Annotated in this window: 10 protein-coding genes; 4 read left to right on the top strand and 6 right to left on the bottom strand. The window is 59.6% G+C overall.

What is annotated here, in order from left to right; translation table 11 throughout:
- Window positions 1-105 precede the first annotated feature (105 nt).
- Both ACMHLQ_RS12995 and ACMHLQ_RS12990 read left to right on the top strand, forming a co-directional pair.
- The gene (locus ACMHLQ_RS12995; protein ID WP_415405227.1) at window positions 106-3,645 is read left to right on the top strand and encodes a calcium-binding protein; all 3,540 of its coding nucleotides are present in this window, start codon (window positions 106-108) and stop codon (window positions 3,643-3,645) included.
- Window positions 3,646-4,107: 462 nt separating this feature from the next.
- Window positions 4,108-4,734 (top strand): hypothetical protein, encoded by a 627-nt coding sequence (locus tag ACMHLQ_RS12990; protein ID WP_415405226.1) that lies wholly within the window; start codon window positions 4,108-4,110, stop codon window positions 4,732-4,734.
- On the opposite strand, the gene ACMHLQ_RS12985 is transcribed toward ACMHLQ_RS12990, so the two are convergent.
- Both ACMHLQ_RS12985 and ACMHLQ_RS12980 read right to left on the bottom strand, forming a co-directional pair.
- Window positions 4,731-5,384 carry an ABC transporter ATP-binding protein gene (locus ACMHLQ_RS12985; RefSeq protein WP_415405225.1) on the bottom strand — a complete coding sequence of 218 codons (654 nt, stop codon included), beginning with the start codon at window positions 5,382-5,384 and terminating at the stop codon, window positions 4,731-4,733. The genes ACMHLQ_RS12990 and ACMHLQ_RS12985 overlap by 4 nt on opposite strands.
- Before the next feature lie 16 nt (window positions 5,385-5,400).
- Entirely contained in the window at window positions 5,401-6,960 is a 1,560-nt protein-coding gene (locus ACMHLQ_RS12980; protein WP_415405224.1) for a capsule biosynthesis protein, read from the bottom strand.
- Window positions 6,961-7,109: 149 nt separating this feature from the next.
- On the opposite strand from ACMHLQ_RS12980, the gene ACMHLQ_RS12975 reads away from it, so the two are divergent.
- On the top strand, window positions 7,110-7,955 hold the full coding sequence (locus tag ACMHLQ_RS12975; RefSeq protein ID WP_415405223.1) for an ABC transporter permease: 846 nt from the start codon (window positions 7,110-7,112) through the stop codon (window positions 7,953-7,955).
- Here ACMHLQ_RS12975 and ACMHLQ_RS12970 read toward each other — a convergent pair.
- On the bottom strand, window positions 7,897-10,449 hold the full coding sequence (locus ACMHLQ_RS12970; protein WP_415405222.1) for a glycosyltransferase: 2,553 nt from the start codon (window positions 10,447-10,449) through the stop codon (window positions 7,897-7,899). The two genes, ACMHLQ_RS12975 and ACMHLQ_RS12970, sit on opposite strands and share 59 nt — an antisense overlap.
- 126 nt (window positions 10,450-10,575) lie before the next feature.
- Window positions 10,576-10,833 carry a hypothetical protein gene (locus tag ACMHLQ_RS12965; RefSeq protein ID WP_415405221.1) on the bottom strand — a complete coding sequence of 86 codons (258 nt, stop codon included), beginning with the start codon at window positions 10,831-10,833 and terminating at the stop codon, window positions 10,576-10,578.
- A 279-nt stretch (window positions 10,834-11,112) separates the two neighbouring features.
- On the opposite strand from ACMHLQ_RS12965, the gene ACMHLQ_RS12960 reads away from it, so the two are divergent.
- Window positions 11,113-12,471, top strand: coding sequence for a DUF2793 domain-containing protein (locus tag ACMHLQ_RS12960; RefSeq protein ID WP_415405220.1), 1,359 nt, complete (start codon window positions 11,113-11,115; stop codon window positions 12,469-12,471).
- A gap of 38 nt (window positions 12,472-12,509) precedes the next feature.
- Here ACMHLQ_RS12960 and ACMHLQ_RS12955 read toward each other — a convergent pair whose 3' ends face one another.
- Window positions 12,510-14,126, bottom strand: coding sequence for a hypothetical protein (locus tag ACMHLQ_RS12955; RefSeq protein WP_415405219.1), 1,617 nt, complete (start codon window positions 14,124-14,126; stop codon window positions 12,510-12,512).
- Window positions 14,119-14,445: a GtrA family protein gene (locus ACMHLQ_RS12950; protein ID WP_415405218.1), complete on the bottom strand. Its 327-nt coding sequence runs from the start codon at window positions 14,443-14,445 to the stop codon at window positions 14,119-14,121. Before ACMHLQ_RS12950 ends, ACMHLQ_RS12955 begins: the two co-directional genes overlap by 8 nt.
- Between the last annotated feature and the right edge of the window lie 104 nt (window positions 14,446-14,549).

The following is a 14,549-nucleotide window of genomic DNA, read 5'->3' as shown; positions in this document are numbered from 1 at the left end:
AACCGTCGCTAAGCGCCCCAATTCGGCCACCAGGCCTCCGCGCTCGCCGCACTCTCCCCCGTCATACCACCCCCAACACTGGGTGTGTGAGTATGGGGTTTTTGAGTGTCTTATCTGCAATATATCGAAACGACCGTTTTTGGTCCCGAGGATTATAGTTCCAACATTACCGATCTGGAAGTGCACTGGGTCGATGGAACGCCGCGCATCTACGCCACGACGCGGGCCGGTGGCATCAGCGTTCTGGAATTGGGCGGCGCCCTGCGCAGCGTTGACCGCGCGTGGATTGGTGGCAGCACAGCGGGCGAAGCGCCCCAGCTGGTCCAGTTCGAAATCGGCGGGCGCGAAGTCATGGGCTACTATGGGCAGGCCGCCTCTGGCCTGTTGGGGTTCGAGATCAACAACAATGGTCAGCTTGGCGGCAGCGTCACCGTGCGCAATGCGGACAACCAGAACTTTGCCGCCGTAGAGGTGGTCGAAATCGGCGGTCAGCGCCTGATCTTTACCACCGACGCCGAAGCGCCCGGCATCACCTGCTGGGAAGTCGACAGCAATGGCCGTTTGGCCGAAGTCGACACGCTGCCGTTGGGCGAAAACCAGACCGGCACCGACACGACCGCACTGGCGCAGGTCACCGTTGGCACCAAGGCATTCCTGATTGCAGCGGACCGCGCTGGCAACGCACTGTCCACGATTGAGGTGCGCAGCAATGGCACCGCCGTCGCCGCCGACCGCCTGGATGCACTCAGTGGGAATCTGCCCATTGCCAACCCGACCGTCCTTGTCACGACCGAGGTGGATGGCACGGGCTACGCCCTGCTGGGCGCGGCTGACAGCAATTCGATCACCGTCGTGTCCGTCGCCTCCGACGGGACGATGACGGTGACGGATCACGTGATCGACGGGCGCGACACCCGGTTTGAAGGCATCACTGCAATGGACGTGGTTACCGTGGGTGATCAGGTCTTTGTGGTCGCGGGTGGCGCGGATGACGGGATCAGCCTGCTGGCGCTGTTGCCCGGCGGGCGGCTCTTGCACCTGGAAACTCTGGCCGACAGCCTGACAACGACGCTGGACAACATCAGCGCATTGACCGCGACATTCACCGGCGGACGGATCGAGATTGTCGTGGCCAGTGCGACCGAGGCGGGCGTGACACGGTTTGCTGTCGATCCCGGCACACTCGACGCAACGCAGACCGGCGGCAATGGCAATGACACGATGGACGGCACCAGTCGGGGCGAAATCCTGTCTGGTGGCCGTGGCAACGACACATTGCGCGGCAACGCAGGCGACGACATCCTGATGGATGGCGAGGGTGTGGACCGGATGACCGGCGGCGACGGGCGCGACATCTTCGTGCTCAGCGCCGATGGCGACATCGACTATATCTATGACTTCAACATGGCGCAGGATCGGATCGACCTGTCGGCCTTCAGTTTTCTGCGCAACATGGATCAGCTCACGCTGAATTCGCTGTCCAACGGCATTCGTGTCACTTACCAGAACGAGGAAATCGTGATCCTGTCCCACAACGGGCAGCGGATCACTGCCGCCGAATTCCGTAGCCTGTCGGCGCTGGAACTGAGCCACATGCCGGTTGAGCAGCGTGTGCAGGAGCAGACCGGTACAGGTGGTGCCGACAGGATCACCGGATCGAACAACCGCGACGTTCTTCGAGGCGAAGGGGGCAATGACACCCTGATCGCGAGCGGTGGCGACGACATCATTGATGGCGGCAGCGGCAACGACCTGATCGAGGCCGGTACAGGCAGCGACGTTGTCGAGGGCGGCAGTGGCAACGATACCATGCGCGGCTGGACGGGCAATGACACTCTGGACGGTGGGATTGGCAACGATGAGATCGATGGCGGCACGGATGATGACAGCATCATCGGTGGCACCGGAGACGACACGATCATTGACGGCGACGGGCGCGACACACTGTCTGGTGGCAGCGGGCGCGATACATTCATCCTGACCCAGGATGGCGATACCGACATCATCACCGACTTTTACATCGGCTCGGATGTTCTGGACCTCAGCGCCTTCGGATTGCGCAATGTGAACGAAATCACGGTGACCGAAATCACCGGTGGGGCGAGGCTGACCTTTGGCGGCGAAACGCTTGAGATCTACACAGCCGACGGGCGCGCCTTTACCGCGCAGACCTTGGCAACCCAAGGCCTGTTGATACTGGGTTCGACCCCACCCCCATCGAGCGACATCATGGGAACACCCGGCGGCGACAACCTGTCGGGCACTTCCGGTAACGATACTGTACGCGCGCTCGGTGGCTTTGACACCGTTGTGGGCGGGGACGGAAATGACCTGATCTACGGCGATGCAGGCCGCGACAGCCTTGTTGGCGGGAACGGCAACGACATCATCTGGGCCGGGTCCTGGTCAGACACTCTGCTTGGCGATGCGGGCGGCGACACGCTCTATGGTGGCGCTGGCGATGACATCGTGTCCGGAGGCACCGGTGCAGATGTTCTGAATGGCGGGGACGGGCGCGATGTTCTGTCGGGCAATGCTGACAATGACACGATCAATGGCGACTGGTGGGCCGACACGCTCTGGGGCGATGATGGCGCTGATCTGCTGAACGGCGGTCAGGGCAACGACCAGATGAGCGGCGGGAACGGCAATGACACACTGAACGGTGAACACGGCAATGACCAGATGCGCGGCAACGCAGGTAACGACCTGATGCAGGGCGACATCGGGCGCGACTTCATGTGGGGCGGATTTGGCAATGACACCATGATCGCGGGCAGTTGGTCCGATGTGCTGTATGGCGAAAACGATCACGACTTTATGGACGGTGGCGATGGCGACGAACAGATGTGGGGCGGCAACGGCAATGACACGATGCTGGGCGGCACAGGCCGTGACCGGATGTACGGCGGCGAAGGCAATGACAGCCTCGACGGTGGCACCTGGTCGGATCAACTCTGGGGAGATGCCGGGCACGATGTGCTGGCTGGCGGCGACGGCAACGACGTCATCGAGGGTGGCACGGGCGAAGACACCCTGCTGGGTGGAAACGGTGCGGACCGTTTGTTCGGCGGCGACGGCAACGACTTTTTCGAGGGCGGTCTGGAAAGAGACCGTCTGGAAGGCGGCGGCGGGCATGACGTTATGCACGGTGGCGGCTGGTCCGACCTGATCTTTGGCGATGGTGGAAATGACACGCTTTATGGCGAACACGGCAATGATGGCCTGTCGGGCGGAGACAACGACGACGTTCTGTATGGCGGCGACGGGCAAGACAAACTCTATGGCGGTGGCGGCAATGATCGCCTCGAAGGCGGCACATGGCGCGACGAGCTGTATGGCGGGTTTGGCAATGACACGCTCAAAGGTGATGAAGGCGGCGACTTTCTGGTCGGTGGTGGTGGCAACGACGTGTTCATCTTTACCGAGGGCCAGGACGTGATCGGCGACTTCAACCAACAGGCGGATCGGTTGATGATCGACCTCGACTTGTTTGGTGGCACAGCCCCTTCCATGTCACAGCTGAATGGTATGGCGCGCGTAGAAGATGGCGATCTGTTGATCAGTTTCGGCGGCTTCAACAGTGTAACGCTTGAAGGCATCACCAGCCTGAACGGGCTTGATATCGGTTTTGACGTGTTCTGAGGGGATGGACGCAACGGCGATCCTAACAATTGCTTCAAAGCTGACATCGCATCTCTGGTTTTTCCCCTGTGCAACTGTTAGGCGTTGCCGCTAAACCGAACCATCGAGTGACTATCGGGAAGCGGCAAAGAGTCTATGAGTAAGTTGTTCATACACGTGGGGGCCCACAAAACGGGGACCACCACGCTTCAGACATGTTTTGACGAAAATCGGGCTGAATTGAGTGCCCTTGGCGTGACTTATCCGCGCACAAACTGGTTTCACCACTCCCAACATCGCCTCGCCTTCGCGATGAAGCGGATGCGGGACCCTGCCACGCGCGACTTTCCCGATATTGAGCGTGAGACAGACATCCTGAACCAGGCAATTGCGCATGCGGACACGCCTAACGTTTTGATTTCGTCCGAAGAGTTCTTTTCCTGCAAGCCGGATCAGATTGCGAAATTCGAACAGGCACTGGATGTGGACGATATTCAGGTGATCGCGACAGTGCGGCGGCCCGACACGATGCTGCTGTCCATGTACAACCAGAAGGCCAAACAGCCCAACAACGGGTTCAAACGGTTGATCCAGCATTTTGTCGAGGACCCTCGCACAATCGACCCTGACATGTCGTTCTGGGATTGCATCAGCAACTGGCGCACGGCGATGACGACGAATCTCACGTTGCTGCAGTACGAAGCGGGTCCGGCAATAGAGCAAATGTTGAACGTCTTGGGCCTGCCGGCCGACGCCTTGAAGATTTCTAAACGCGAAAACCAAAGTGTGCCCGGCGCCGTCGTTGAAGTCATGCGACTTAGCAAGGCGATGGATATGTCGCATGCAGCACAGCAAGAGGTTTATCGGCTCGCCAATCGTGTCCTTTTAAGCCGCCCGCCCTATTACCTTGGGCCAGACAATCGTCGGAAAATCATCGCTGCATTCGAGGCAGAGAACGAGGAATTGTTCGCTGCGTTCGGCCAGGAAAACCCGTACGTGGTCGCCAACTACACTCCGGAACCTGACGAAAAGCCGCGCCAAAACCTGGTTTTCCGCGATCTGATGATGATCATGTCAGACGTTCTGGAAGAACATGTAGGCGTCAGTTAAGCCAGATTGCGCTCGTGATGCGCGATCGCGTGTTCGAGGTTGTCGAAATACAATAGTTTCCCGTCCTCGAGCACCGCGCCTGCGTCACACAACTGGCGCACCATCGGCATCGAGTGGGTAACAACGATCGCACCAGCATTGGCCATACGCGCGCGAAACACCTCGCTTGAGCGGCGGCGGAAATCAGCATCGCCGACCGAAGTCACCTCGTCCACCAGATAGGTATCGAAAGCCACAGCCATCGATACGCCAAAGGCCAGACGGGCACGCATGCCCGACGAGTAAGTGCGGATGGGCAGATGGAAATGTCCGCCCAGCTTGGCAAAGTCGCGGACAAATTCGACCATCTCATCCGTGTCCACGCCGTAGATGCGCGCGATAAACCGAGTGTTTTGAGCTCCACTCAACTCACCATGAAAAGCACCGGCGAACCCAACTGGCCAAGAAATTGTCCCAGTGGTCAGAATGCGCCCCTCGGTCGGGTCCATATTGCCCGAGATCATCTTGAGCAGCGTCGACTTGCCCGCGCCATTGCGCCCCAGCAGGGCCACAGACCGACCCGTGGGAAAGGTTACATTGAGGTTATCGGCTACCGTCTTGCGCTGTCCTTCGAGGATGAAGGTCTTGCTCAGGTTCTCAAGCTTGATCATCTCGGACCACCGCGCCTCAGCGACGATCCCTGAGGGCGTAGAGCACCAGAACAGAGATCCCCCAGACAAGGAAATTGAACAGGGTGAACAGGCCCCACAGCACGTCACGCTGCGGAAACTTTGCCTGTTCGGCGCGTGTCGGCAGAACATGCGCGGCGAGATAGCGGCTTTGGCGCCGCGCCTCGGCCTGAGCGGCCTCATAGGCGGCAAGGGCCCCGGTGTAGGAGTTCTCTGCAAACTCGCGGTCGACCTGCAGGCGTTCGAATTCGCCTACAAGATCCGCAAATGCACGACCCTCGGGGGCATTGTCCCCGATGCCAAGCTTGCGACGCTCTTCGGCGATCCGTTCCTCGATCACCTGGACGCGCAGTTGGGCCTGCACGATGCGCGGGTCTTGATCACGGGTGGTCTGCGACAGCAGGTCCAACTCGATCAGGGCCATAGCCAATTGTTGTTCAAGGTTGCCGATGAGGGCCGTCTGAGTGCCGACGGACTGGCTCGGGTCCACGATCTGCGTTCGGTTGCGGAAGGCCGTGACGGCGGCGCGCGCCTCTTTCAACTGGTCGACGGCTGCGTCCAGCTCGATCCGGGCATAGCGGATCGCGTCTTCACGGGCGATGTCAGACAGCGCGTTGATCATTTCCTGGCTCTTGCCGTAGATCGCCGTCGAAATGGCTTGTGCATCATCCGGGTCAAAGGCCAGCGCGCGCACCTCGATCAGTCCGGTGCCACTGTCATACGACACACGCACTTTGCGCTTCCAATGATCTACCAGGTCTTCAATCGCGCCGGGAGCGTCGTAAGAGAAATAGGGGTCATTGTCGGGCTTGGACCACATGGTGCGCAAATCGATATCATTGTCGATATCGGCCACCACGCTTTGTGACTGAATGAACTCATAGAGGATGTCGGTGTCAGACGAACTTGACCCGGACAGCTCTGTAATGCCGCCAAGCAATTCGATCGCCGAACTGACTTCTTCGGTGCGAACGGAAAAACCGACGGTCGAGGCGTATTGATCGGCGGCACGATCCCACAAGTACCAGGCGACAAGGGACGATGGCGTGACGACAAGCATAAGAAAACTGAACAAAACCGCCCAATGGCGGCCCCGGCGTCCTGCGGCCTGAGCGGGCGGCGCCACAGGCGCACCCGGTGCGGGCACAACCGGTGGACCAGGCTTGGGTCCGGGTGCCGGCGCAGGAGCGGGTTGCGGTGCTGCGGCAGGCTTGGCCGCCAGTTGCGGTACCGGCTTTGGACCGGGCGTGGGCGCTGGTGCCGCTGCGGGCGGGGCGACAGCGGCTGGTTTCTGCCCGGCATCGGGTTTTTGGTTTGGCGCGGGCGCGTCTGCCTGTTTTTCGGGCGCTTGGGCTGCTTTGGCCTCGGCAGCGGCGGCGCGCGCAGCACGACCTTTTTGCTTGGCAGAGGCCGTGTCACCGGATGCATCGGCCCGTAGCACGCGCGGTTTGCCACCTGCTGCGCCCTTGTGTTTGCCCTTTGGTACAGCGGCTTCAGGTGCGCTGTCAGCATCCACAACAGGTGTTTCAGCGTTGCGTTTCGTTGCGTCCTCGCTCACGCGCGGCTCCCACTCTGGTCCCACAAATCTCGATCTTTGGTAGTCACATTGACGCGCAATGGCCAGCCACAAATCAGCGCAGCCCGTTGACAAGGCTTGGCATGCGGCTCAAACCCAAGGCAGCGCACAAGCCACAAGGACAGTGCCACGTGACCGATCAGACCGCCGCCCCCCTGCCCGGCCGCCCGTCTAAACAGAGCGGCGAAAAGCTGCGTATTGTGCAGGCTCAGCGCAGCTTTGCAAGCATGCGCACCATTCTGGCGCTGGTGCTGCGTGAGATGTCCACGTCTTATGGTAAATCACCTGGCGGTTACATCTGGGCCATTCTGGAACCCGTCGCGGCGATCGGTATCCTGACCGCGATCTTTTCGCTCGGCTTTCGTTCGCCGTCCATCGGCGTAAATTTTCCGATCTTCTATGCGACAGGGATCGTGCCCTTTTTGATGTTCATCGATGTGTCGGGCAAAATCGCAGGCTCGTTGAACTATTCGCGCGCCCTGTTGTCTTATCCGAGCGTAACTTTTGTGGACGCAATGATCGGGCGCTTTATCGTCAACATGATGACGCAACTGATGGTGGCCTATGTCGTCCTGTTCGGCATCGTGATGATCTTTGACACACGCACAGCGCCAGATCTGCCCACCATCATGCTTGCCTTTGCTATGGTGGGCGCGCTCAGCTTTGGTGTCGGGGCGATCAACTGTTTCATGTTCACCATGTTCCCGATCTGGCAGCAGGTCTGGAGCGTGTTTACGCGCCCGTTGTTCATCATCTCGGGCATTCTGTTCATCTACGACTCTGTGCCCGAACCTTATGCCTGGTACTTGTGGTTCAATCCGCTGGTCCATGTCGTCGGCACCATGCGTAGCGGGTTTTACTTCAACTACGTCGCTGACTACGCCACACCGACCTACGTGTTCGGCATTGCTTTCGGCTTTATGCTGATTGGGCTGGTGTTTCTGCGCAAGTTCCACCGCGAGATGCTGAACCGCTAGCGGCTGGATCACGTTTCAGCAAGATTTCCAGCAATCCCTTGGGCGCGATGCCCTCTGGTGGCAGTGCAATGACACCGCCCGGGGCTCCCTGACCTGTTGCACGCGCCACCGCTTCGCCTTGGGCACCCAGATCGAAGGACCAGACGGGAAGGCCCGTCGCGAGCGCCTCGTGCGTGGTGTATGAAAAAGTCTCGGGGCAAATAGACGGGATCAGCCAATCGGTGATGCCATACCGTGCCACAAGATCAGGCAGTTCAGCGACATTGTAACCGCCGTGAATGGTTGCGCTTGAGGCTAGGGGATAATCGGGATCGACGATCCCCAGAACCACCAGCGACACCCCTTTGTGTGCATCAACGACCTTGCTGAGGTCTGCCAGTACACCTGCGCCTTTGATAAAGCCGATGTTGCCCAACACGCCGATGACGGGGGGCGCTTCCGGATCAGCTTGCGGAAGACGGGGGACTGCGTGGGGCAATGCGTGGGGTACGACCCGCACGGCGTTTTCCGCCTCTGGAAAGGCAGCCACGACCAGATCGCGCCCATTTTCAGAGAACACGCGCACCTCATCCGCACGCGCCATCACGGGGCGCCACGCGGCACGCCAGTCAGCCAGAGGCAGCGTGCTGCCATCGGGACGGCGCGCCCGATGCGCACTGTCATCATCTCCTTCGTCCGGCACGCCAGCAAACACCCCGGCGCTGTTCAGAAGATTGAAGGACGGAGACAGCGGGAAGTAATCGTTCATAAGCAGGCTAAGCTCGGCGTTGCCCGCTGCCAGCGCCATTATGCGATCCGGTAACTGCGCAGGGTCCGGGTGGCCCACGCCACACGAATAGATGACGTGTCGATGTTCAAGCGGTTCCAGAAGGCGCAAAACAGCATCGAACTCGTTGGTGCCGCCACCTTGCACGCCCTGTTCAGTGACCAGTTCAACCTGCCAGCGGACCATGCCACCCACACGCAGGACGATGACACCGCCGACGGTCTCGACATCGCGATCAATGCGGCCTTGCAGATAGATCTCTGCCCCGCCGCCCATGCTATGGGCCATGTAAACCGGGATAGGGCCGTGACCTTGCGCTGCGAGCGATGCGACGCCAAGGGCCAGACGAGTGGTTGCCAAAGGATCGTCGCGGATAAACTCCTGCACCTCGCGGTCGTAGTGGGGATAGCGGCGCGCGATCATGTCGTTGTTTTCGAGGATCATTTGCAGCTTGGCTTCACTACCGAATGAGACACCGCCGCGATGCTCGACAAAAAGGCCAGGTTGGGCGACATGGCGGCCGCCCTTGGCGCGGATTTTCTGGCACCAATCCACCTCTTCCCCGTAGCCGCGGCCAAAGGCCGTATCGAGATGGGGCACCATATCCAGATACCGGCGTGCCATCGCCATGCAGAAGCCGACCCCTGTCGGCACCTCGACCCACGGTTGGCGGACAGACAGGCTGGCCGCACGCGCGTCGATTGCATCTACGGCTCCGGGACCGATGTCCACACGTTCGCAGATGCGCGGCGCCGTAAAAATCTCTGCATCATTGGACATGGGCGTGACAGTGGCCACCTGATCGTCTGATCGTATAGGTGCCAAAAGGCGGCGCGCCCAGTCGGCGGGCACCAACGCATCGGAGTTCAGAAGGATCACATCCTCGCCCCGTTCTGCCGCAACATCGAATCCGGAGTTGACGGATCCGACGAACCCTTTGTTTTGTGGGTTTTCGATCAGGGTAACGCGACCCTCGGGTTGCCCGGCCATCCAGTCGCGCACGAAAGGCCGCACGCGTTCATCCGGCGAACAGTCTTCGATCAATACGAGATGGTAGGGAATGTCGGTGTGGCGGGTCACACGGTCGAACAACTCAGCCAGCAGATCAAACGCATTGTAGATCGGGATGATGATGCAAACCGGCGTGTCGTCCGTTTCAACTGGCGAACCAGGGTTCAGAACCGCGCTGTCGAGCAGCCGCGTCTGCTCGGTCTGGCCAAGGCGCAGGATACGCTTGACCGCTTGCCGGGCAGCCGGGTCACGATGGCGATACCAGCGCAAAACATGAGGCACCGCACGCGCGGCGTCTTTGATGAAGGGGGCCAGCATCCGCCGCCGCGCCAGTCTCTTTTCCCGTTCAGAGAACAGAAGGACATCGTGCACGACGCCTTGGGCGCCATCAAACAACAACTCAAGCGCGCCAACCTGATCCACCCACGGCATTGCTATGGCAAAGCCCAGCGGAGCATCGACGTCCAACCCGAGGGCCTGCGCGGCATCCGTGCGTTTCAACGTTGGGACAACCCGATTTTCCTGCGAACCCAGGCGCAAGACGACCTCGCGCGCACTTGTCCACCCTTCAATCAGGATCATCCCAGCATTCACCGTGATGCGGTCGACAAACCCCGCAGGCCCGCCTTCAGGGTCCCTGAGAGCAAAGCCGGGGCGTTGCAGGCGGACATGATGGCTCGCGTAGCGGTGGAACAGCTGAACGATGCGCTGAAGCACTCAAAACCCCTTTTTTCGCCCCCATGGCGCCGGGGTTTGCCCCCATACCGCAGGCGGTACACTACCGCATGACAGGATTTCAATATCAGGTTGAAGTTTTACCAGGCCAGATATGTGCAGCGACCACTATGCGCCGGTCGCGGTCTCGACCAAAAATACTTCTTGCTGGCACGTCATGGAGCCACCAAAGCCCGAGCCGGTGACCGTTACGCGATCGCCGATCTTGAAATCTCCGGGCAGGTGGGACAGCGCAATTGTCTTGCCCGCATCCGTGCGCATGGCAGGACAGGTCACGCCCGGGACGATTTCGCCCGTGAATGCCATTGCTTGCGTGGTCAAAGCGGCCATCGCCGTGATCTTGAGATGTGCCCAAACACCTGACATGCCATCACCCTACTCTCCTAAAACCAACGGCTAACGGTGTGCCGCAAACACGCCCAAAAAACCAGCACAAAAGACCTGTTTGCAACTGACCTTCTGAATTTTGAAGTCGTCGGGATATCCGTCAGCGCCATGTTTAGGGGGCGTGTTCCGCATCAAGGCTCCCGGATCGAGATGACGTGAACCTTAACAAGATGTGACCATGCCGCCCGCGCGGGGCAGATATCGTTAACCTCAATCCGCCTAAGGTCCGCATCGTACTCAACAACGGGACAACTTGTCATGTCGCAGACATCTCCTCGGATTTCACTGCCCTATATTCAGCCCTCTCAGGCGCAAAAACACGTCACCCATAACGAAGCATTGCGGGTGCTGGATGCGGTTGTGCAGCTTGTGGTCGAGACGTTTGATGCCATTACCCCGCCCGCGACGCCTGCCATTGGTGCAGCATTCGGTCTGGGCAATGTTCCCGAGTTGGCATGGGCCGGGCAGGCCAATGCGATTGCAGTTTGGAACGGGACGGCGTGGGACTTTGTCCACCCTTCAGTTGGTTGGGTCGCCTGGAACAAGGACGAAGATGCGCAGCGCCGGTTTACCGGTACTGACTGGGTCGCGTTTGGCGGTGCACCAGGTGCGCTGGACGCGTTGGGTGTGAACACGAGTGCGGACGCGACGAATCGCCTGGCCGTTGCATCGGATGCGACGCTGTTGTCCCATGATGGTGCGGGCCACCAGCTCAAGCTGAACAAGGCAGCGGATGTCGACACAGCGTCAATGCTGTTCCAATCGGCCTGGGTTGGTCATGCAGAAATGGGTTTGGCCGGAACGACGGATTTCGACATCAAGGTCAGTGCAGATGGCGCGCAATGGCAGACACCCCTTTCGCTGGCTGCAGACGGCTCTGACGTGACCATCAGCGCTGGAATGCTGACACTGGACGGTGTTCTGGCAGGTAGCGCGGTGCAAGCGGGCACAGAAGACGGGACGGCCGGGCGCGCATTGCTGGCGGGCACGTCGGTTCTTGCCTCTGGCTCGACCAGTTTTGGCGGGGCGGTTGATACGCTGACGGGCACCCGGATCGGCGGGTTCAATGATGTGGACAATGGGGCCAACGATCTGACGGGCCATGGCGGTGATCGCTACGGCATCCTGATCCAGGCGCAACGTGCATCAGGCCGCCGCCACCGGATTTACCAGACACTTACAGGCCAGATGTTTCACCAGTACGAGACGTCGCAAGGTCTGAAACCAGCGCGCCGCGTGTTTGATGATGGCAATGTGCTTGCCGAAGTGTCCCTGTCAGGCGGCATCCCGACAGGCGGTGTCATCGAGACGGGCAGCAATGCCAACGGGACCTTTGCGCGTCTGGCGGATGGCACGCAGATTTGCTGGATGCCCGAAGAGAGCGTGGACGCCAATACCACGATTGGCGCCCTGTTTTCGGGGCAAGGGGCAGCACAAACGTTTCCTGCGCCCTTTGTTTCTGCCCCGGTTGTGACGGTGAGCCCCGTGGGCGGTGCCGCAGGACTGTGGGCAACGGCAGAGGCCGTAAGTGGGGCGGGCTTTACCGCTCAGGCGCTGAGCGCTGTGAGTGCGACGGGCGTGGCGATACAAGCAGTCGCCGTGGGACGCTGGGCGTGATGCCGACCCCCGCTAGCCACTGAAGAACAGATGGCAGATCACAGAGGCAGCGTGCAGGCTTGTGCATCAAACCCGCTGTGAATTGCGCCATCATCAACGACTTCAGAGGCCGGAACATACAGGGTGAACCCGCTAAAGGCGTCTTCACTCTGGCTGTTTCCGATGTATTTGCCCCGCGTGCCAAGCCCGACCGCTTTGCCGTTTGACATAAAGACCGGCGTCGGCGGTTGCTTGGCGACGTTCGGATTGACGATCCATCCGGTGATCTTTGTGACACCGTCTTCCAGAACGGTCACGTCCTCTACACTGCCCAGACAGGTGCCACTTGCAGTTGCGTCATCGCCCAGTCTGGTCCACGCTTCCATCGGTTTGGTGAAGTTGAGGCCAACTTCCTTACCGCGTGCAAAGACAGCAATGGGCGTCTCCGCAACGGGATAAACCCGTTCGATAGCATCCTCATCCTGAACGCCGAGGTAAAGGGCAAGGCGGGCTGTATCACGCTCGAACCCATGTCCTCCGGCATCCTTGAATTTGTCCACTTGGGTGACAATCGCGACCAGCGCCAAAAACGGGAGTGCCCCGTAGTAAATCCTGCGGTGCCATTTGTCTGTCTTGATCCGAAGCAACCCCAAGACCAGCAGGCACAGCCAGGCCAGTAGCGTCGGCGTCAGGTAGCGGCTGCCCAAGGCTTGCTCGACCCCGAAATTGACACGACCGATGCCTGTGACTGACACGGTTGCGCCGTAAAACAGAATGTAGAGCAGCAGCACATTGCGCAGGTCGATCATGCTCTCTCTGGCCAGTGACAGCCAGACAAAACGCACAAAGCAGATGACGAAGACGGCCCCAAAGAAGACTTCTTGGCCAAAGGGGGAGCCGATGTAGGTCAGGATGTACAGAATGTATCGACCAAGGTTGGGCAACACGTCCTTGGTAAAACTGCCATGGCCAGCGTTGCTGGTGTATGGAAGGACAACGAGGTACAGCGCGAGAATGGCGACCAGGACCAGTAGCGCGACAAACGCTGTCGCCCGAGTCTCTTTATGCCAGACAAAAAGCAGTACCAGCGGCAGCGCAAACAACACACCATTGGCCATGGTGAACGCCGACATCAGTGCCATCACCACGACCATGACCGCATTCTTCAGCAGATTGTGCGACCAGAACCGGATGATCAGGAAGTACCCCAGCAGCGGCAAATAGTAAGCGAGGAAGAACTGGCTCTGGAACTCCCAGGTAAAGTTCTCTCTTTGAAACAGATGGTACACAAAGCACAGGGAAATGGCGGCAATCACCGCACGGACAAAGGGCCGTTTTTCATCGCAGCATTTCAGAACGATCCAGACGCCAAGCAGCGGGATCACTGCGTTAAAGGCATAGAGCAGAACGAATGAGCTGTTGAACAACGCGTTGTCTGCAAGAAACAGCAGGCGTGTGAAGAAAAACCTGTGCTCATTGTGCTGCCCCACAAGGCTCGACAGCTTTTCACCGAAAGGCGCATCGGGAAATTGCAGGACGAAACGCACAAGCCCATCCCACGAATCCCAGAACGGCATCGCATTATAGTCGATGATGATCGCCGCAAGACACAGGGCGACAACGCCGCCTGCACAAAGCCATATGAAGGTGGCCGCCAAAATTTCGGGTTTAGACACTGTGCCCCCTGAACGTGAAATACTTGTGGCCGAAGTAACTTGTGACGGCCGGAACAGCGACGCCAATTGCGTGAGCTATGTCATCGGCATACCAGGTGAACCCGATCGCCGGAAACAGGCCCCGGGCCAGCCCGACACTGGTCAGCCAGACGATGCAGATCGACACCAGATTGACGATGACAAAGCGCATGCTTTCAGTGGCGGTGCCCGCCTCGGATCTTGGAAAGACGAACTGCCGCGCCAGAACATAGGCCACGGCCATCGCGATGAGATAGGCGATGATCACCGCCACTTCGAACGCCATGAACACATCCAGCACATAGCGCGCGCCGATGTTGACCAAGGCAGCGCAGCCACCGGTGATCAGGAACCTGACGAACTGGCTCACGCAGCCCCCAAGGGCCCGACGGCCTCGGCCATTTC

Origin of the sequence: Tateyamaria algicola (assembly GCF_047715485.1) — a bacterium.
GTDB lineage: Bacteria > Pseudomonadota > Alphaproteobacteria > Rhodobacterales > Rhodobacteraceae > Tateyamaria.
Note: the sequence above shows the minus strand (reverse complement) of the source record. Positions and strands in the feature narration are given on the sequence as shown.

Bases quoted from the DNA above. Each gene is read 5' to 3' on its own strand.
- ACMHLQ_RS12985 (WP_415405225.1), bottom strand. From the start codon at position 5,384: ATGATCAAGCTTGAGAACCTGAGCAAGACCTTCATCCTCGAAGGACAG.
- ACMHLQ_RS12960 (WP_415405220.1), top strand. From the start codon at position 11,113: ATGTCGCAGACATCTCCTCGGATTTCACTGCCCTATATTCAGCCCTCT.
- ACMHLQ_RS12965 (WP_415405221.1), bottom strand. From the start codon at position 10,833: ATGTCAGGTGTTTGGGCACATCTCAAGATCACGGCGATGGCCGCTTTG.